Source organism: Paraburkholderia sediminicola (genome assembly GCF_046026895.1).
Classification (GTDB): Bacteria; Pseudomonadota; Gammaproteobacteria; order Burkholderiales; family Burkholderiaceae; genus Paraburkholderia; species Paraburkholderia sediminicola_C.
In genome coordinates this window covers 1-409 of the sequence record NZ_JAQQEU010000294.1, presented here as the reverse complement: position 1 = coordinate 409, position 409 = coordinate 1, and the positions used below count along the sequence as shown (strand labels likewise).

At 65.8% G+C, this 409-nt stretch carries 1 protein-coding gene; it reads right to left on the bottom strand.

The genetic code is table 11. The features are described 5' to 3' along the window. A partial coding sequence (locus PQR02_RS40835) for a contractile injection system protein, VgrG/Pvc8 family (RefSeq protein WP_408243455.1) occupies positions 1–409 on the bottom strand: 409 nt, incomplete at both ends.

Below are 409 nucleotides of genomic sequence, written 5' to 3'. Positions count from 1 at the left end.
AGACGATCCCGATCTTCGTCGAGGTGACCAGATATTCACCGTTGCCCGGCGCGAGCGGATAGCCTTCGAGGTGAAACGTATAGCCGGTCATCAGCCCGCGCAGATTCCCCTTGCCCCTGGCGCGCAGGCTCTTCGCGCGGTGCGCTTCGAGCCGCACGCGCGCCAGGTGTTCGCCCTCGAAGCGGACATCATTCGGATCCGCCGACAGCCCCATCGCCCCGGCCAGCGGCTGCGAGTAGTCGCCCCAGCCGAATTCTTCGGCATTGTCGTTGGCCCGCTCGCGGTGGTCGGTGGCGGTGGTGGTGAGCTTCGCCAGTGACTGCGTATAGTCGTAATCGGTGAGCGTGACCTTGCCCGTGGTCAGCGAGCGCGCAACCTCGAACCGGGAGACGTGCTCCTCGTCGATGCC